At 70.6% G+C, this 17,656-nt stretch carries 17 protein-coding genes; 6 read left to right on the top strand and 11 right to left on the bottom strand.

Annotated elements, in window-relative coordinates:
* Positions 1 to 68: 68 nt before the first annotated feature.
* Positions 69 to 1,019 (bottom strand): ROK family protein, encoded by a 951-nt coding sequence (locus AB0D34_RS01155; RefSeq protein WP_362654577.1) that lies wholly within the window; start codon positions 1,017 to 1,019, stop codon positions 69 to 71.
* A gap of 195 nt (positions 1,020 to 1,214) precedes the next feature.
* On the opposite strand from AB0D34_RS01155, the gene AB0D34_RS01150 reads away from it, so the two are divergent.
* Together AB0D34_RS01150 and AB0D34_RS01145 are read left to right on the top strand one after the other, a co-directional pair.
* On the top strand, positions 1,215 to 2,264 hold the full coding sequence (locus tag AB0D34_RS01150; protein ID WP_362655367.1) for a LacI family DNA-binding transcriptional regulator: 1,050 nt from the start codon (positions 1,215 to 1,217) through the stop codon (positions 2,262 to 2,264).
* Positions 2,265 to 2,412: 148 nt separating this feature from the next.
* A complete protein-coding gene (locus tag AB0D34_RS01145) occupies positions 2,413 to 3,150 on the top strand; it encodes a hypothetical protein (RefSeq protein ID WP_362655364.1) in 738 nt (245 codons plus the stop codon).
* Here the strand turns inward: AB0D34_RS01145 and AB0D34_RS01140 are convergent.
* Together AB0D34_RS01140 and AB0D34_RS01135 are read right to left on the bottom strand one after the other, a co-directional pair.
* Entirely contained in the window at positions 3,096 to 5,504 is a 2,409-nt protein-coding gene (locus tag AB0D34_RS01140) for a serine/threonine-protein kinase (RefSeq protein ID WP_362654574.1), read from the bottom strand. The genes AB0D34_RS01145 and AB0D34_RS01140 overlap by 55 nt on opposite strands.
* 95 nt (positions 5,505 to 5,599) lie before the next feature.
* Entirely contained in the window at positions 5,600 to 6,916 is a 1,317-nt protein-coding gene (locus AB0D34_RS01135) for an aldolase (protein ID WP_362654572.1), read from the bottom strand.
* Positions 6,917 to 7,105: 189 nt separating this feature from the next.
* Between AB0D34_RS01135 and AB0D34_RS01130 the strand changes: the two genes are divergently transcribed.
* Entirely contained in the window at positions 7,106 to 7,999 is an 894-nt protein-coding gene (locus AB0D34_RS01130) for an endonuclease/exonuclease/phosphatase family protein (RefSeq protein ID WP_362654569.1), read from the top strand.
* A gap of 58 nt (positions 8,000 to 8,057) precedes the next feature.
* Here the strand turns inward: AB0D34_RS01130 and AB0D34_RS01125 are convergent, their stop codons facing one another.
* The 4 genes from AB0D34_RS01125 to AB0D34_RS01110 form a co-directional block, all read right to left on the bottom strand.
* Positions 8,058 to 9,020, bottom strand: coding sequence for an electron transfer flavoprotein subunit alpha/FixB family protein (locus tag AB0D34_RS01125; protein WP_362654566.1), 963 nt, complete (start codon positions 9,018 to 9,020; stop codon positions 8,058 to 8,060).
* Positions 9,021 to 9,093: 73 nt separating this feature from the next.
* Complete coding sequence (locus AB0D34_RS01120) at positions 9,094 to 9,882, bottom strand: electron transfer flavoprotein subunit beta/FixA family protein (protein ID WP_362654564.1); 789 nt, start codon at positions 9,880 to 9,882, stop codon at positions 9,094 to 9,096.
* 226 nt (positions 9,883 to 10,108) lie between these two features.
* Entirely contained in the window at positions 10,109 to 10,618 is a 510-nt protein-coding gene (locus AB0D34_RS01115; protein ID WP_362654561.1) for a flavin reductase family protein, read from the bottom strand.
* A gap of 207 nt (positions 10,619 to 10,825) precedes the next feature.
* Complete coding sequence (locus AB0D34_RS01110; protein ID WP_362654558.1) at positions 10,826 to 11,239, bottom strand: thioredoxin family protein; 414 nt, start codon at positions 11,237 to 11,239, stop codon at positions 10,826 to 10,828.
* A 75-nt stretch (positions 11,240 to 11,314) separates the two neighbouring features.
* Here AB0D34_RS01110 and AB0D34_RS01105 point away from each other — a divergent pair, with 75 nt between their 5' ends.
* Together AB0D34_RS01105 and AB0D34_RS01100 are read left to right on the top strand one after the other, a co-directional pair.
* Positions 11,315 to 11,731 carry a DUF4395 domain-containing protein gene (locus tag AB0D34_RS01105; RefSeq protein ID WP_362654555.1) on the top strand — a complete coding sequence of 139 codons (417 nt, stop codon included), beginning with the start codon at positions 11,315 to 11,317 and terminating at the stop codon, positions 11,729 to 11,731.
* Between the two features lie 186 nt (positions 11,732 to 11,917).
* A complete protein-coding gene (locus AB0D34_RS01100) occupies positions 11,918 to 12,646 on the top strand; it encodes a lysophospholipid acyltransferase family protein (RefSeq protein ID WP_362654552.1) in 729 nt (242 codons plus the stop codon).
* A 133-nt stretch (positions 12,647 to 12,779) separates the two neighbouring features.
* Here AB0D34_RS01100 and AB0D34_RS01095 read toward each other — a convergent pair whose 3' ends face one another.
* The 4 genes from AB0D34_RS01095 to AB0D34_RS01080 all read right to left on the bottom strand — a co-directional run bounded on the left by AB0D34_RS01095 (position 12,780) and on the right by AB0D34_RS01080 (position 16,701).
* Positions 12,780 to 13,352 carry a transglutaminase domain-containing protein gene (locus AB0D34_RS01095; protein ID WP_362654549.1) on the bottom strand — a complete coding sequence of 191 codons (573 nt, stop codon included), beginning with the start codon at positions 13,350 to 13,352 and terminating at the stop codon, positions 12,780 to 12,782.
* 75 nt (positions 13,353 to 13,427) lie between these two features.
* Positions 13,428 to 14,498, bottom strand: a complete 1,071-nt coding sequence (locus AB0D34_RS01090) for a low specificity L-threonine aldolase (RefSeq protein WP_362654546.1) — start codon at positions 14,496 to 14,498, stop codon at positions 13,428 to 13,430.
* Positions 14,495 to 15,244 carry an SDR family oxidoreductase gene (locus AB0D34_RS01085; protein ID WP_362654543.1) on the bottom strand — a complete coding sequence of 250 codons (750 nt, stop codon included), beginning with the start codon at positions 15,242 to 15,244 and terminating at the stop codon, positions 14,495 to 14,497. Before AB0D34_RS01085 ends, AB0D34_RS01090 begins: the two co-directional genes overlap by 4 nt.
* Before the next feature lie 59 nt (positions 15,245 to 15,303).
* On the bottom strand, positions 15,304 to 16,701 hold the full coding sequence (locus AB0D34_RS01080) for a DUF6421 family protein (protein ID WP_362654540.1): 1,398 nt from the start codon (positions 16,699 to 16,701) through the stop codon (positions 15,304 to 15,306).
* Positions 16,702 to 16,972: 271 nt separating this feature from the next.
* On the opposite strand from AB0D34_RS01080, the gene AB0D34_RS01075 reads away from it, so the two are divergent.
* Positions 16,973 to 17,656, top strand: a complete 684-nt coding sequence (locus AB0D34_RS01075) for a glycerophosphodiester phosphodiesterase family protein (RefSeq protein ID WP_362654537.1) — start codon at positions 16,973 to 16,975, stop codon at positions 17,654 to 17,656.

Here is a 17,656-nt window from a genome sequence, read left to right as displayed (position 1 = left end):
GGCCACAGCAGGACCCGGTCGCCAAGTGAACGTTTCTGCCGACGCCGTCGGCGGGCAGCACCTCTACGTCAGACCGCCGCGGCCGCGTCCGCCTTCTTCGCGAGCGCCGCGGCCGCCGCCCCGACCAGCCCCGCGTCCGTGCCCATCTGCGCGGGCACGATCGTCAGACGCTGGACGAAGGAGAGGGTCGCGTAGTCACCCAGCGCCTTGCGCAGCGGTTCGAAGAGGACGTCACCGGCCTTGCCGACCCCGCCGCCGATGACGGCGATGTCGATCTCGACGAGGGTCGCGGTGGCCGCGATACCGGCGGCCAGCGCCTGCGCGGCACGCTGGAACGAGGCCACGGCGACCGGATCGCCGCGCCGGGCCGCGTCGGCCACCGCGGCGGCGGAGGTGTCACCGTCAGGACCGGGTCGCCAGCCGTTCTCCAGCGCGCGCCGGGCGATGTTGGGGCCACTGGCTATGCGCTCGACACAGCCCCGCGCACCGCACGGACACGGATCGCCGTCGAGGTCGACGCTGATGTGCCCGATGTGCCCGGCGTTGCCGGTCGGCCCGGCGTGCAGCTGACCGTTCAACACCAGACCGCCGCCCACACCGGTCGACACGACCATGCACAGGGCGTTGTCATGCCCTCGGGCGGCGCCCTGCCAGTGCTCCGCGGCGGTGATGGCCACACCGTCGCCGATCAGCTCGACGGGGAGCCCGCCGGCCGCTTCACGGACCCTGCTGACCAGGGGATAGTCGCGCCAGCCGGGCACGTTCACCGGGCTCACGGTGCCGGTGGAGGCGTCCACCGGGCCCGCGCTGCCGATGCCGAGGGCGCCTGCGCGTGCCCACAGCGGCGAGGCCGTGAGCTCGCCGAGGGTCTCCTCGACGGCGCGCATCACGGTGTCGCCGTCCTCCTGCGCGGGCGTGGCGCGCTGAGCGCGGAGCAGGATCCGGCCGTGGCCGTCCACCAGCGCTCCGGCGATCTTGGTGCCGCCGATGTCGAGCGCAGCCACGAGGTCGGTGTGCATCAGTGTCAGTTCTCCCCGGTCAACCTTGAGGAATGGGCAGGCCGGTGTCGCGGTGGGGGCGCTGGCCGACAGATTGCGGTGGACAGTGTCCCCCGCATCTGACAACGTTGTCCAGACTCTATGCTCGACGCCACATCCTCATACAAAATCATGGACCGCCGCATCCCCGTCGACGACAGGACAGGACGCCGTATCGTGCCCGACACCCACAGCCGAGCAGACCGCCTCTCCGCAACCCGGTACGGCAATCGCCCGACCATGAAGGACGTGGCCGCACGGGCCGGTGTGGGACTCAAGACGGTCTCTCGCGTGGTCAACGGAGAGGCGGGGGTCACGCCCGAGACGGAACACCGGGTCCGGGAGGCCATCGAGGCGCTCGGCTTCCGTCGCAACGACAGCGCGCGCGTGCTGCGCAAGGGCCGTACCGCCAGCATCGGGCTGGTCCTGGAGGACCTCGCGGACCCGTTCTACGGCCCCCTCAGCCGCGCGGTGGAGGAGATCGCCCGGGCCAACGGCGCTCTGCTGATCAACGGTTCCAGCGCGGAGGACCCGGAGCGGGAGCAGGAGTTGGTGCTGGCTCTGTGTGCGCGGCGGGTGGACGGCCTTGTGGTCATCCCGGCCGGTGACGACCACCGTTATCTGGAGCCCGAGCTGAAGGCGGGCGTCGCCACGGTGTTCGTGGACCGTCCGGCGGGCCGGATCGACGCCGACGTCGTCCTGTCCGACAACTTCGGCGGGGCCCGCGACGGTGTCGCCCACCTCATCGCCCACGGACACCGGCGGATCGGCTTCATCGGTGACATGCCCCGTATCCACACGGCGGCCGAGCGGCTGCGCGGGTACCGGGCCGCCATGGAGGACGCGGGCATAGAGGTGGCGGACGCCTGGACGTCGCTGGGCGTCACCGACCCCGAGCGGGTACGCCGGGCCGCCGAGGACATGCTCTCCGGCCCCTCCCCCGTCACCGCGATCTTCGCGGGCAACAACCGGGTGACGGTCACCGTGATCCGGGTCCTCGCCGAACACTCCCGCCGCGTGGCCTTCGTCGGCTTCGACGACATCGAACTCGCGGACCTGCTGCAACCGGGCGTCACCGTCGTCGCCCAGGACGCGGCGACCCTCGGCCGCACGGCCGCGGAGCGCCTGTTCCGGCAGCTCGACGGCACGCTGCTGACCCCGGAACGGATCGAGCTGCCGACCCGGTTGATCACCCGCGGCTCGGGCGAACTGCCGCCGGCGGACTGAGCGGATGGGGACGGGAACGGGGACAGGCGGCGGGCGTACGGAGCCGCAGGTCTCGCGGCCGGGCGCGGATGGGGACCAGGTGCTGGACGATCCCGTCGGTGCCACTCTGGAGGCGCTCGGGCTGGCCGACGCGCCCCGCGATCACCCGTTGCTCTACCCGGGCGCCTGGCCACCGGACTCCGCGCTCCTCCACGGCGGCCGGCTGCTGCCCCTCGACCGGCTGCTGCACGAGGACCGTACGCCCGTCCTCGCGGTCGGCTCGAACGCCAGCCCCGGTCAACTGCGCCACAAGATGACCGAGTTCGGCATCACCTCGCCGATCCCGATGGTGCGGGCACGGGTGACCGGCGTGGACGTCGGCGTCTCCGCGCACGTGAGCCGCATGGGATACGTCTCCGCGTCCCCCTTCGACGCGCCGGACGCCGTACGGGAGTTGTTCGTCATCTGGCTGGACGCCGAGCAGCTCACGGTGATCGACGCGAGCGAGGGCGTACCGCTGCCGAACGGCAACTACGGCCGCGCCTGGCTGCCCGCGCCCGAAGTGCGGGTCGAGCTGCCGGACGGCGTGACGCTGCCCGGCGTCCACTCGTACGTCAACCGCCATGGGGTCCTGCACGACGGCACCGGTGCTCCGCGCACCCATCCCGGCCAGCGGGAGCTGCTGACCGAACTCCTCGTGGGATCGGCCCGGTTGCGGGAGCTGTTCGGTGTCACCCCGGAGGAGTTCGTGGTACGGGCCCGCGCCGACCGTCGGCTCTGTGAGGCGGGCACCCGGCTGTTCGCCGACGAGAAGCGGGTGACGGCGTCCGGCCTGGAGCGGTACGTGACGGTTCAGCAGACCGGGAGTCCCGGAACCGGCTCGTCGTTGTCCCCGCCCTTCACATAGACGTCGCTGACATAGACGCCGGTGTTGCCGCTGTCGTCGTCCGTCTTCGCCCACCAGACGTTGGTCCACTCGCCGGACGTCTCGCGGCGGCCCAGGTTCGACTGGCAGTAGAAGTAGTTGGTGCCCGCGTAGAGGACGCCGGCCTCGGCGCCGGATGCGGTGTAGGACGTGGCGGTCTTCCAGACGGTGCAGTTGTATTTGCCGCCGCCGATGGCGGTGCACGCCGGGGCCGGGGTGCTGGAGCTGCCGATGGTCGGGGCGCCGCCCCCGGAGTCGCTGCCGTCCGAGTCGTCGCCGCCCGAAGGGCTCGGCGTGGCGGTCGAGGAGGCACGGCCCGTGGGCTCGGAGCCGTCGCCCTCGCCGGACGTCTCCTTCGCGCTCGGGGTCTTCTTCCTGTCACCCTCGGCCGTCGGCTCGGGGCTGCCGGTGCGGTCGGCGTCGGTTCGGTCCGAGGCCGAGGAGGAGGTCGGCGCACTCGTGCCGGACGCCGGAAACCGACCGTCGGCCTCGGCACCGCCCGAGCCATTGAGGAGCGCGGCGGTCGTTCCGGCCACCGCGAGCACGACCGTGACGGCTATGGCCGTCAGCAGGGCGCGCCGCTTGCGCCGGGGCGGGCGCGAGCTGTCCATGGGGCTCGTCGGAGGCTGCTCGTGGGAGACGAGGGGCCCGGCACCGTGCGCGGGCGTCCCGGGCTGCCCCGGAGCACCGCCCTGGGCGCCGTGGGTCGCAGACGCCCCGAAGTCCCGCGTCGGCGGAACGGCCTGCCCCGGAACACCCACGCCGGACTGACCGACACCGGCCTGCCCCGGACCGTACGGTCCCTGACCGCCGCCGGGCTCCCCAGCCGGCTGCGCCGCCGCACCGTTCTGCCCGGAGCCACCGAAGCCCTGAGCCCCGGCCGCACCCTGCCCGGGAGCCCCGAACCCCGACGCGGCCGCAGCCCCCATCGGCTGTCCGGCCCCCTGCTCGTGCACCGCGGCCGGGCCCGCCGGTTGCCCGCCACCCTGCCCATGCACCACCGCCGGGCCCGCTTGCTGCGCACCCCCTTGCCCATGCACCGCGGCCGGGCCCGCCAGTTGCCCGCCACCCTGCCCATGCACCACCGCCGGGCCCGCTTGCTGCGCACCCTCTTGTCCATGCACAGCGGCCGGGCCCGCATGCTGCGCACCCCCTTGCCCATGCACCGCAGCCGGGCCCGCCAGTTGCCCGCCACCCTGCCCATGCACCGCCGTCGGCCCCGTCGCCCGTCCGGCCTCGGAGCCCGGCGCCGTCGTCGTCCTGGGCGCCGCCTCGGGACCCACCGCCTCCGGCGCCCCGAAACCCGGTGCCGCCCCAGCCCCCTCGGCCGCCGCCGACGCCCCTGCCGATCCCGCCGTCCGGAAACCCGGCGGCAACGCCGGGCCCGCCGAATCCGATTCCGACGCCGGCTCCACCCGCCCCGCCGAAGCCTCCGTGCCCCGCAGCGTCGTCGTGGCGCTGTCCTGCCCGATGACCCCGTCCGCCACCGCCTGCAGCAGCGCGCGGGCCTCCTCGGCCTCCGGGCGGGCTTCGGGACGCTTGTCCAGCAGGCGCTGGAGAACGGGAGCCAGAGCCCCGGCGCGATGGGGCTCGGGGAGGGGCTCGCCCACGATCGCCGTGAGCGTGGAGAACGTCGACGTACGGCGGAACGGCGACGCACCCTCGACGGCCGCGTACAGCGTGGCGCCCAGGCCCCAGACGTCCGAGGCCGGGCCGGGGTCGGCGCCCTGGGCCCGCTCGGGCGCCATGTAGTCCAGGGAACCGACGAGATGGCCGGTACGGGTGAGCTGGGTGGCCGCGCCGTCCCCCGGGTCCTCCATGGTGGCGATGCCGAAGTCGGTCAGCAGCACGCGGCCCGAGCGGTCGAGCAGGATGTTGCCGGGCTTGACGTCCCGGTGCAGCACACCGACCTGGTGGGCGGCGGCCAGCGCGTCCATCACCTTGGCGCCGATGCCCGCGGCCTCCTGCGGGTCGAGGGGCCCGCGCTTGCGCAGCACCGCTTCCAGGGACGGCCCGTCGACCAGCTCCATGACGATCAGCGGACGTCCGTCGACCTCGCCCACGTCATGGACCGCGACGACGCCGGGATGCCGGACCCGGGCCGCCGCTCGCGCCTCGCGCTGCATCCGCAGCCGCAAATCGGCGAGTTCGGGGCCGTCGGCGTCGGTGTAGGTGCGCAGTTCCTTGACGGCCACCTCGCGGCCGAGCACCTCGTCGACGGCCCGCCAGACCACACCCATGCCGCCGCGCCCGAGCTGGGCCACGACGCGATAACGCCCGGCCAGCAGCCGACCGGTCTCGTCCCGGCCGTTTCCCCTGGTCTCCCCCGAAGACACCGCTGCCCCGTTCCTGTGACCCGCCAATATGTGCGGTACAGACTACGGGGCAGGAGTGACAACTCCAGTCGCCGGTTGCGACTGTGACAGGCCCGCTACTTCTGCGGCTCCTTCGTGGCGACGGCCAGGTCCCCGCGCCGGGGTGCCGCGTAACCCTCCAGGTCGGCCCGGGTCAGGCCGGTCAGCCGGGCCACCTCGGCGATGTCGAGGGCACCGCAGTCGAGGCCGCGCAGCAGATAGCCGCTGAGGGCCTTGGCGGTGGCGGGCTCGTCCATGACGTCGCCGCCGGTCCGGTTGGCGTACCGGGTGAGACGGCCGGCGGCCTGTTCGAAGCCCTCCCGGTAGAAGGCGAACACGGCCGCGTACCGGGTGGGGATGTGGCCGGGGTGCATGTCCCAGCCCTGGTAGTAGGCGCGGGCGAGCGCACGGCGGGTCAGACCGTAGTGCAGTCGCCAGGCGTCGTGGACCTTCGCGGTCGGCCCGACCGGCAGGACGTTCGTGGAGCCGTCCGACACCCGTACGCCGGTGCCCGCGGCCGCGACCTGCATGATCGCCTTGGCGTGGTCGGCGGCGGGGTGGTCGCTGGCCTGGTAGGCGGCGGAGACACCGAGGCAGGCGCTGTAGTCGAAGGTGCCGTAGTGCAGTCCGGTGGCCCGCCCCTCGGCGGCCTGGATCATGCGGGCGACGGTGGCGGTGCCGTCGGTGGCGAGGATGGACTGACTGGTCTCGATCTGGATCTCGAAGCCGAGCCGCCCGGTGTCCAGGCCGTGCGCCTTCTCGAAGGCCTCCAGGAGCCGAACGAACGCGGTGACCTGCTCGGCGTAGGTCACCTTCGGCAGGGTCAGCACCAGCCCCTCGGGCAGGCCGCCCGCGGTCATCAGCCCGGTGAGGAAGACGTCGAGGGTCCGGATGCCGCGGTCCCGGACGGCCGCCTCCATGCACTTCATCCGGATGCCCATGTACGGCGCCGCGGTGCCGTTCTTGTACGCCTCGGCGATCAGCCGGGCCGCGCGGGCCGCCGTCTCGTCCTCCTCGGCGTCCGGGCGCGGGCCGTAGCCGTCCTCGAAGTCCACGCGCAGGTCTTCGATGGGCTCCTGCTCCAGCTTGGCGCGCACGCGCGCGTGGACGGGCTCGGCGAGGTCGTCCGACAGCCCGAGGACGGCGGCGAAGGACGCGGCGTCCGGGGCGTGTTCGTCGAGGGCGGCGAGGGCCTGGTCGCCCCAGGAGCGGATGGTGTCGGCGGCGAAGACGTCACCGGGGACGTAGACGGTGTGCACGGGCTGGCGGGTGCCGGGGTCTCCCGGGTAGCGGCGCTCCAGTTCGGCGTCGACCGGCGCGAGGGAGGCGCTGATCTCCTCGCTGACGGCACCCGCGAGGCTCGTCGCCACCTGCTCCTGTCGGCCCTGACCCATCCCGCACCTCCTGTTTTCCGCTCTACGGAATCAACAATCCGTAGAACGAAGCTATCCGTGAAGCTTCCCGACGGTCAACACCCCGTCCACAGCATGAGCCACCCCGTTCATTCAAGGTGCCGAGAACCTCTACGCCCTCTACCGCACTCCGGTTCGAACATTCATCCTGTCCCGTCGGGAGGGAACCACATGTCGGACACCCACAGAATGACGCGTCGCATGGGCCTGAGAACCGTCGTGGCCGCCGCCGTCACCGTGCCGCTGATCGGCACGCTGCCGGCCTCCGCCGCCAAGCCGACCAACCGCCGACTCGATGTCATGACGTTCAATCTGCGTTTCGCCAGCACTTCCGAACCCAACAGCTGGTCCGCCCGCCGCCCGGTGATGCGCCGACTGTTACGCCGGGAGGCCCCCACGCTCATCGGCACCCAGGAAGGCCTGTACCAGCAACTGCGCGACATCCACACCGACCTCGGACCGCACTACGAGTGGATCGGCACCGGGCGCGAGGGCGGCAGCCACGACGAGTCCACGGCGGTCTTCTACGACACCCGGCGCCTGGCCCCCGTGGAACACGACACCCACTGGCTCTCCGACACACCCGAGGTCATCGGCTCCAACACCTGGGGCGCCGCGCTCCCCCGGATCCTCACCTGGGTCCGCTTCCGCGACCGGACCGCCGATGACCGGGAGTTCTACGTCCTCAACACCCACTTCGACCACGCGGGCCAGTACGCGCGCGAGCGCTCCGCGCTGTTCCTCGGCCAGAAGATCGCCGGGTTCGAGCGCTCGCTGCCGGTCGTCGTGACCGGCGACTTCAACGCCACCGCCCACGACAACCCGGCCTATGACACCCTGCTCGCCACAGGACTCGTCGACACCTGGGACGCGGCCGCCGAGCGCGGCAAGCAGTACGCCACCTTCCACGGCTACAAACCCCTGACCCCCGACGGCGACCGCATCGACTGGATCCTCACCACGCCCGGCATCACCGTCCACCGGGCCGCCATCAACACCTTCGCCCTGAACGGGCAGTTCCCCAGCGACCACCTGCCGGTGCAGGCTACGGTGACCCTGGGATGAGCCGAGGCCCCCGTGACCGCCGATGCGGTCGCGGGGGCCTCGTACGCCCGGAGCGGGATCAGCCCTTGCGGGTGTTGATCTCCTCGGTGAGGGCGGGGACGACGTCGAAGAGGTCGCCGACGACGCCGTAGTCGACGAGGTCGAAGATCGGGGCCTCGGCGTCCTTGTTGACCGCCACGATCGTCTTCGAGGTCTGCATGCCCGCGCGGTGCTGGATGGCGCCGGAGATGCCGTTGGCGATGTACAGCTGCGGCGAGACGGACTTGCCGGTCTGGCCGACCTGGTTGGTGTGCGGGTACCAGCCCGCGTCCACCGCGGCACGCGAGGCACCGACGGCCGCACCCAGGGAGTCGGCGAGAGCCTCGATGATCGCGAAGTTCTCGGAGCCGTTGACGCCACGGCCGCCGGAGACCACGATCGCGGCCTCGGTCAGCTCCGGACGCCCGGTCGACTCACGCGGAGTACGGCCGGTGACCTTGGTACCGGTCGCCTGCGCGGAGAAGGTCACACTCAGCTCCGACACGTCACCGGCGGCCGGGGCGGCCTCCACGGCGGCGGAGTTGGGCTTGACGGTGATGACCGGGGTGCCCTTGGAGATACGGGACTTGGTGGTGAACGAGGCGGCGAACACCGACTGGGTGGCCACCGGGCCTTCGTCGCCGGCCTCCAGGTCGACGGCGTCGGTGATGATGCCGGAGCCGATGCGCAGCGCCAGACGGGCGGCGATCTCCTTGCCCTCGGCGGAGGACGGCACCAGCACGGCGGCCGGGGAGATGTCGGCGACCGCGGCCTGCAGCGCGTCGACCTTGGGCACGACCAGGTAGTCGGCGTACTCGGAGGCGTCGTGGGTGAGGACCTTGACGGCGCCGTGCTCGGCCAGCGCGGCGGCGGTGTCGGCGGCACCCGCGCCCAGCGCGACCGCGACCGGCTCGCCGATGCGGCGGGCCAGGGTCAGCAGCTCCAGAGTGGGCTTGCGGACGGCACCGTCCACGTGGTCGACGTAGACGAGAACTTCAGCCATGGGAATGCTCTCCTGCGGATTGCGAAGGCTTAAGGGGCGGTAAGGGGGTTGAGCCTCAGCGGGCCAGAACCCTTTAGATGAACTTCTGGCTCGCGAGGAACTCGGCGAGCTGCTTGCCGCCCTCGCCCTCGTCCTTGACGATCGTGCCGGCCGTGCGGGCCGGACGCTCCGCGGCGGAGTCGACCGTGGTGTAGGAGCCCTCCAGGCCGACCTGCTCGGCCTCCAGGTCCAGGTCGGACAGGTCCCAGGACTGAACCGGCTTCTTCTTCGCCGCCATGATCCCCTTGAAGGACGGGTAACGCGCCTCGCCCGACTGGTCGGTGACGGAGACGACAGCCGGCAGGGAAGCCTCCAGCTGCTCGCTCGCGGCATCCCCGTCCCGGCGGCCCTTCACGGTGCCGTCCTCCACGGAGACCTCGGACAGCAGCGTCACCTGCGGCACACCAAGGCGCTCGGCCAGCAGCGCGGGTACGACGCCCATGGTGCCGTCGGTGGAGGCCATGCCGGAGATCACCAGGTCGTAGCCGGCCTTCTCGACCGCCTTGGCCAGCACCAGCGAGGTGCCGATCGCGTCGGTGCCGTGCAGGTCGTCGTCCTCGACGTGGATGGCCTTGTCGGCGCCCATGGACAGCGCCTTGCGCAGCGCGTCCTTGGCGTCCTCGGGACCCACGGTCAGGACGGTGACCTCGACGTCGTCATCGGAGTTCTCCGAGATCTGCAGCGCCTGCTCGACCGCGTACTCATCCAGTTCGGAGAGCAGACCGTCCACGTCGTCCCGGTCGACGGTCAGGTCATCGGCGAAGTGCCGGTCGCCAGTGGCGTCGGGCACGTACTTCACAGTGACAACGATCCTCAAGCTCACGCCGGCTCTCCTACTGCATCGTCATTTCTCGGCTGCCTCTTGCAGGCAGCATAGGCGCCCCAAGTGGCCGATCCCGGTCGGGGCGGGCTGCGCTCCAGCCGAAATATTACTCGCCAGTACACCCAGTTCATGCCCGCTAAGCAAGCGCTTTGAACTGTGACCTTTGCAACGCAGCGTAATCGGAACTCGACGGCCGCGCACACCAGCGGGAGAGCCGACGATCCGATCAGTCGCGCAGGCCGTTGAACCGGCCCTGGTGATAGAGCAGTGGCCGGCCGGCGCCGGCGGGGTCACCGAGCCGCACCTCGGCCAACACGATGCGGTGGTCCCCGGCGGGCACGCGCGCGTGTACCCGGCAGACCAGCCAAGCGAGGACGTCGTCGAGGACCGGGACGCCCTCGGGCCCCTCCCGCCAGGCGGTGGGCGCGCCGAAGCGGTCGGCACCGCTGCGGGCGAAGGTGGCGGCCAGTTCCTCCTGATGCTCACCGAGTATGTGCACACCGACGTGTTCGGCCCGGGATATCGCCGGCCAGCTGGAGGCGCCCGTACCGATTCCGAAGGAGAGCATCGGGGGCTCGGCGGAGACCGAGGAGAGGGAGGTGGCGGTGAAACCGACCGGACCGGTGTCACCGCTCGCGGTGATCACGGCGACTCCTGCCGCGTGCCGCCGGAAGACGGAACGCAGGAGGTCGGGCGAGGCGAGCTGAGGAGTGCCGAGGTCGGGCGAGGCCGTCATGGGTGTTCCTTCTGCGAGGAGTGTCGAGCGGGACCGTGGCTGCTCAACAAGCCGGACAGCGCGCGCTCGCGGTGCGGGCGAGGTCGACATGAACCCGCCCGAACAGAAGGAGTTCCGTAGGCATACGGTCAGGCTGACGATACGTGCGGTGCGCAGTCAAGTACGTTCCGGCATATGGGAGATGCCTCACCGTGGGCGCACTCGGGGTCAAACCGCCTCCCCGATCGCCGCGATGACGTCCGCCTTGCGGGGCTGACCGGTGGCCCGCCGCACGACCCGGCCGTCCACGTCGAGGACCAGCACGGTCGGCGTCTTGAGGATGTCGAGTGCGCGGACCAGGTCGAGGTTCTTCTCGGCGTCGATCTCCACGTGGGCCACGCCCGGGACCATGCCGGCGACCTCGCCCAGCACGCGCCGGGTCGCCCGGCAGGGCGCGCAGAAGGCGCTGGAGAACTGGACAAGCGTGGCGCGTTCGCCGAGTTCCTCCCCCAACTCGGCGGCGCCGATCCTCTTGTCGTCGTCGCGCCCGCGCACCCGTACCCTCCCGCTCCGCCGCCGTTGCAGCACTCCATAGGCGCTCGCCACCGCGAGCACCACCACGCACACCACAAGTCCGGTCATCACCCGCACAAGCATTCACGAGACTGCAAAGATTCCCGACTCCCCCCAGTCTTTCCGTTGCGGAATGCTTGATTCATGGACATTGATGCACGAGGGCCACGCTTCGGCGCGGCCGTGACCACCGTCGCCCTGGCGGTCGTTCTGATCACCGGCAGCTTCTGGCTGCTGGCCTGGCAGACGCTTGCGTTCGCGCTGGGCGCGGCGGGCGGGGTGGGGCGCTCGCCGTACGGATGGCTGTTCCAGAAGGCCGTACGGCCGCGGATCGGACCGCCGACCGAGTTCGAGGCGCCGGAGCCGCCGCGCTTCGCGCAGGGCGTGGGGCTCGCCTTCGCGGTCCTCGGACTGGTGGGATACGGGATCGGGCCGGAGTGGCTGGGACTTGCGGCCACCGGCGCGGCACTGGCGGCGGCCTTTCTCAACGCCGCGTTCGGGTACTGCCTGGGATGCGAGATGTACCTGCTCGTACGGCGGGTAACGGTACGCGCGGAGTAAAGGCGGTTTAAAAGCCCAAGGTGGATCACCGGGTGGACGTGACGAGAATCTCGCCCGGGTCGGGCACCAGGACTGGCTCCCCGCCCGTTCTTGGGGCACGATCTGCGAGATGCCGTAAACCTACGGCTGCGTAACTTAATGTCGGGACTCGCTACCCCGGCAGAGCAGGAAGGGCTCACCCCGCCCATGGCAGAGCTTGTCTACCGTCCCGTCGTCGGATTCGCCCAGGCGCTGTTCAAGGCCTGGGACCTCAAGATCGACCTCAAGGGTTCGGCGAACATCCCGCGCTCGGGCGGCGCCGTGCTGGTGAGCAATCACATCAGCTATCTGGACTTCGTCTTCAACGGCCTGGCGGCGCTCCCCCAGAAGCGTCTGGTGCGCTTCATGGCGAAGGAGTCCGTCTTCCGCCATAAGGTCTCCGGTCCGCTGATGCGCGGGATGAAGCACATCCCGGTCGACCGTGCGCAGGGCGAGAAGGCGTACGCCCACGCTCTGGAGTCGCTGCGGTCGGGCGAGATCGTCGGGGTCTTCCCGGAGGCGACGATCTCGCAGTCCTTCACACTGAAGAGCTTCAAGTCGGGTGCGGCGCGGATGGCGCAGGAGGCGGGCGTTCCGCTGATCCCGATGGCTCTCTGGGGCACCCAGCGGATCTGGACCAAGGGCCACCCGCGCAACTTCAAGCGCAGCCACACCCCGATCACGATCCGGGTGGGCGAGGCGGTCGAGGCGTCCCGGGACAAGTACGCCGGAGCCATCACCCGGCAGGTTCGGGAGCGGGTCAACGAGCTCCTGGAAGCGGCTCAGCGGGCGTATCCGGTGCGGCCGAAGGGGCCGGACGACACGTGGTGGATGCCGGCACATCTTGGGGGTACGGCACCTACGCCGGAAGCGGTGCGGGAGGCCGAGGCGCGGTAGTCGGCTGTCTTCGGGTTCATGGGGGCCGGTCGCGCCGTACGACTTCCCCCATGTCGTCGGGGAGGGCCGAACCGGCGTCGGTGCTGGGCCCGTTGACGAGTCCGCGGGCCTCGTCGAGAGGACCATCGATACCTCAGAGCGACGTGGGGAGCGTTTTCCAGAGGTACGGACGGTCGGGGGCGGCCTTGAGGACGCTCAGGACGACCGGGTGCGGTTCGGCGTACAGGACCGGGCAGTCCCTTTCGTTGGACTGCGGGTCGGGCGTGAAGGCCAGCCGCTCGCCGTCGAGGGAGAACTGGGCGTCCACGCCTGGCTTGTTGCCCCGGGGGTCCTGGCGGTGCCAGGCGCCGTTGAACCGTACGGCGACCAGGCCGTGCACCACGTCGAGCTCCTGGTAGCAGAGCGCGGTCGGGATGTCCTCGGCGCGCAGCAGGGCGGCGAGCGCGTGGGCCTTGGCGTAGCAGATGCCAGTGCCCTGCTCCAGGACGTCGGACGCCCTCCAGGTGACGCGCAGGTCGCCGGAGTCCTGTGAGTGCGGGATGGTGTCGCGGACGAACTCGAAGGCCAGCCTTGCATAGGCATACGAGTCCTCGGCTTCCCCGGCGAGGCGTGCGGCTGTGTCGCGCACCAGCGGATGGTGATGGTCGATCACCTCGTCGGCGGCCAAGTACGCGGAAAGGTCGGGGGTGTCCTGGATCAGCTCCATGACCGCAGAGCATAGGAATACGATCACCCGATCGTCAATGACTTTTCAGGTGACCGCATACCTATGCATAGAGTCTCAGCGGGCCATCTCCTCCTTGAGCGCCGCCACGAACGCGTCCACGTCGTCCTCGGTGGTGTCGAAGGCGCACATCCAGCGGACGACACCCGCCGCCTCGTCCCAGAAGTAGAAGCGGAAGCGCTTCTGGAGCCGCTCGCTCACGTCGTGCGGGAGCTTGGCGAAGACGCCGTTGGCCTGGACCGGGTAGAGGATCTCGACGCCGTGGACGGCGCGGACGCCCTCCGCGAGGCGCTGGGCCATCTCGTTGGAGTGGCGGGCGTTGCGCAGCCACAGGTCCTTGGCGAGCAGGGCCTCCAACTGCACCGACACGAAACGCATCTTGGAGGCGAGCTGCATGGACAGCTTGCGCAGGTGCTTCATATGGGAGACCGCGTCCTGGTTGATGACCACGACCGCCTCGCCGAACAGCGCGCCGTTCTTCGTCCCGCCCAGGGAGAGGATGTCGACGCCGACGGCGTTGGTGAACGTCCGCATGGGGACGTTCAGGGAGGCGGCCGCGTTGGCTATGCGGGAGCCGTCCAGGTGGACCTTCATCCCATGCGCGTGGGCGTGGTCGCAGATCGCGCGGATCTCGTCGGGCGTGTAGAGCGTGCCGAGTTCCGTGCTCTGGGTGATCGAGACGACCTGCGGCATCGCGCGGTGCTCGTCGTCCCAGCCGTACGCCTGCTTGTCGATCAGCTCGGGTGTGAGCTTGCCGTCCGGCGTCGGCACGGTGAGCAGCTTCAGGCCGCCCATGCGCTCGGGCGCCCCGCCCTCGTCCACGTTGATGTGCGCGCTCTCGGCGCAGATCACCGCGCCCCAGCGGTCGGTGACCGCCTGGAGCGCGACGACGTTGGCGCCGGTGCCGTTGAAGACCGGGAACGCCTCCGCCGTAGCGCCGAAGTGGCTGCGGATGACGCCCTGGAGGTTCTCGGTGTAGTCGTCCTCGCCGTACGCGACCTGGTGCCCGCCGTTGGCCAGGGCCAGGGCGGCGAGCACCTCCGGGTGGGCCCCGGCGTAGTTGTCGCTGGCGAAGCCGCGGACCTGCGGGTCGTGATGGCGACGGGCGTCGGTCTTCGGGGGGTTCACGGCTTCTCGGTGAGCCACAGACGGTTTCCGTTCACTTCGGCGGCGGGCTTGTCCCAGACACCGGCGATGGCCTCGGCCAGTTCCTTGACGTCCGTGAAGCCCGCGAACTTCGCGTTGGGCCGCTCGGCGCGCATCGCCTCGTGCACCAGTGCCTTCACCACCAGGATCGCAGCCGCGGAGGTCGGCCCGTCGGCGCCCCCGGCCTTGCGGAAGGCGTCGGCGAGAGCGAGCGTCCAGGCCTCGGCGGCGGCCTTGGCGGCGGCGTACGACGCGTTGCCGGCCGTGGGCTTCGTCGCGCCGGCGGCGCTGATCAGGACGTAGCGGCCGCGCTCGCTGCGCTGCAGGCCCTCGTAGAAGGCGAGGGAGGTGTGCTGGACGGTGCGGATGAGCAGCAGTTCCAGGAAGTCCCAGTCGTCCAGGCTCGACTTGATGAAGGTCTCGCTGCCGCGCCAGCCGCCGACGAGGTGGACCAGACCGTCGACACGGCCGAAGTCCTTCTCGATGTGCGATGCCCACTCACGGGTCGAGTCCAGGTCCAGCAGGTCGACCGGCTCGCCGGTGACCGTGGCGCCGCCCGAGGCGTAGCGGGCCGCGTCCACGGCCTCCGCGAGACGCTCCGGGTCGTTGTCCGCGCCGACGACGGTCGCGCCCGCCTCGGCAAGTCGCAGCAGCGTCGCGCGGCCCGCGGGGCCACCCGCGCCGGCCACCGCGACCACCGCACCACTGAGAGCTCCGTTCCCCACCATCTTCGCCTCCTGAGCTGCCGCCGGAGCGGCCTGTGCAGTGTTCTCGGTGCCGCGCTCGGTCACGCGGCGGCCTGCTCGGCGCTCTCCGCGGTGATGCCCCGGGTGGATGCGATCACCTGGCGAAGCTTCTTGGAGAGTGCCTCATAGAACATGCTCAGCGGAAACTCGTCCGGAAGCACGTCATCGACGAGTTTCCGGGGCGGCAGCGACAGGTCGAGGGCGTCCGGACCCTTGGCCCACTTGGAGCCCGGGTGCGGGGCGAGGTACCGCGCGACCAGGTCGTACGCGGCGAACCAGTGGACGAGCTTCGGGCGGTCGATGCCGGCGCGGTAGAGGTCCTCGATCTCGCCGCACAGCTGGTTGGTGACCTGCGGGGCGCGCTGCCAGTCGATGAACAGCTTGTTGTCGGTCCAGCGCACGACGTCGTGCTTGTGCAGGTAGGCGAAGAGGAGCTGGCCGCCGAGGCCGTCGTAGTTGCGCACCCGCTCGCCGGTGACCGGGAAGCGGAACATGCGGTCGAACAGGACCGCGTACTGCACGTCACGGGCCTGCGGGACGCCGTCGGCCTCCAGCTTCACGGCCTCCTTGAAGGCGGTGAGGTCGCAGCGCAGCTCTTCGAGGCCGTACATCCAGAACGGCTGGCGCTGCTTGATCATGAACGGGTCGAAGGGCAGGTCGCCATGGCTGTGGGTGCGGTCGTGGACCATGTCCCACAGGACGAAGGCCTCCTCGCAGCGCTTCTGGTCGTGGACCATCGCGGCGATGTCCTCCGGCAGCTCCAGGCCCAGGATGTCGACGGCGGCGTCGGTGACCCGGCGGAAGCGGGCGGCCTCGCGGTCGCAGAAGATACCGCCCCAGGAGAAGCGTTCCGGCGCCTCGCGCACGGCGATGGTCTCCGGGAAGAGGACGGCCGAGTTGGTGTCGTAACCGGCCGTGAAGTCCTCGAACTTGATGCCGCAGAACAGCGGGTTGTCGTAGCGGGTGCGCTCCAGTTCGGCCAGCCAGTCGGGCCAGACCATGCGCAGCACGACCGCTTCGAGGTTGCGGTCGGGGTTGCCGTTCTGCGTGTACATCGGGAAGACGACCAGGTGCTGGAGGCCGTCCGCGCGGTTCGCCGCGGGCTGGAAGGCCAGCAGGGAGTCGAGGAAGTCAGGCACCGCGAAGCCGCCCTCGGCCCAGCGCGTGAGGTCCTTCGCCAGGGCCGCGTGGTAGTCGCCGTCATGCGGGAGCAGCGGGGACAACTCCTCGACGGCTGCCACGACCTGCCGTACGACCGCCTCGGCGTCCGCGCGGGACGGGGCGCCGTCCGCCTCGAAGTCGATCGACCCGTCCTTGGACTGCCATGGCCGAATCCGCTCCACGGCATCCTTGAGCACGGGCCATGCCGGGTGCTCCACCACCCTGGTCACGGGAGGAACCTGGCCCCCCGAAGCCGCCTGCACAAGAATTTCCGTCATGTCCCATCCTCCACGGGAGAACCTCGCGTATGGAGACCGTATACATACGGGCTTCCCTCCAGCAAGGGCAGACTCGGGAAGTTATCCTGCGCGACCCAATGGTCACCGAATTTTTTCCTGCCGGGTGCCATGAGCGCAGCGTTTTCGGGTAGGGAGAAAGGTCCGTCCCGTACGTCACCGTGATCCCTCGTGTACGCATGGGTCCATCACACGGTGTAGCCATTAGGCTGCGGCTCTGCACGAGCCGCCGTCGACGGAAGCGAGTTGAACCTTGAACTTCCTTACCATCGGTCACCGCGGAATCATGGGTGTCGAACCCGAGAACACCCTCCGTTCCTTCAGCGCCGCCCAGGAGGCCGGTCTCGACGTCATCGAACTCGATCTGCATCTGAGCAAGGACGGCGCTCTCGTCGTCATGCACGACACCGACGTGGACCGCACGACCGACGGAACCGGCCCGATCGCCGAGAAGACCCTCGCCGAGCTGCGCGCCCTGGACGCGGGCCGCGGGGAGCAGGTCCCGGTGTTCGAGGAGGTCCTGGACGCCGTACGGTCGCCGCTCCAGGCCGAGATCAAGGACATCGCGGCGGCCCGTGCGCTGGCCGAGGTCATGCTGCGGCGGGATCTGGTCTCCCGGGTCGAGGTCTCCTCGTTCCACGACGAGGCGATCGCCGAGATCGGCCGCCTGGTGCCCGGTGTGCGGACCGCGCTGATCGGCAGCCGGTTCGGCCCGGACATCGTGGAGCGGGCCGTCGAGGCCGGGGCGGGAACGGTCTGTCTGAACATCCGCCGGCTGACGCTCGAGGTCGTCGAGGCGGCCCGCAAGGCGGATCTGAAGATCATCGGCTGGGTGGTGAACACCCAGGACCAGCTGCGCCTTGTGCGGGCCCTGGGACTGGACGGCGCGACGACCGACTACCCGGAGATCAAGCGCACCGGCCGCTTCACCGCATGA

It is taken from the genome of Streptomyces sp. NPDC048420 (assembly GCF_040651535.1).
Lineage (GTDB): Bacteria > Actinomycetota > Actinomycetes > Streptomycetales > Streptomycetaceae > Streptomyces.
The sequence above is the reverse complement of the archived record's forward strand: the minus strand, read 5'-3'. Positions and strand labels throughout refer to the sequence as shown.